This window comes from Acinetobacter endophylla (genome assembly GCF_053543775.1).
The window spans coordinates 1-531 of sequence record NZ_JBLVOM010000139.1 but is presented as its reverse complement, the minus strand read 5'-3'; the positions used below and the strand labels follow the sequence as shown (position 1 = coordinate 531).

1 protein-coding gene is annotated in these 531 nt (G+C 47.8%); it reads left to right on the top strand.

Going from position 1 to position 531, the window contains the following annotated elements:
• The coding region (locus ACNPNW_RS06005; RefSeq protein ID WP_448766713.1) for a DUF2232 domain-containing protein at positions 1–531 on the top strand (531 nt) is incomplete at both ends.

Here is a 531-nt window from a genome sequence, read left to right as displayed (position 1 = left end):
CTGCTGCTCTTACTGCTGGGAACAGCCCTATTTGATTTTGATCTGACCACTTACGTTAACGATGTCATGCAGATGGTAATGTCGCCGCTGGAACAACTGGGGGCCACCAATCCTCTGATGAGTGATCTGAACTTTACGTCCGAGGATGTATGGCAGCTCAGTCACATGACGATTCAAATGATCCCTATGGCGCTGATTGTAAGCTCGTTCGTGCTTGCCGTCATTACCCACTCTATTGTTCGGCCGATTCTGAACAGCATGGACTACGCAGTCCCTAAGCTGAAGCCTGCGCGTGAATGGAGACTTCCCAGATCGTTCATTTGGTATTATCTGATTGGTGTTGTTATACAATTGCTTTCTTCCGGTTCGGACAGCGGCTTTATGTTAATGATATCGGCCAATCTGCTGCCATTGCTGCGAATTGGATTTATGATTCAGGCCTTCGGGTTCTTCTTCTTTGTAGCCTATGAACGGAAATGGAATAAAACCATTCCGATCCTGCTGTCGTTAGCGGTTATAGTGCTGCCGCCG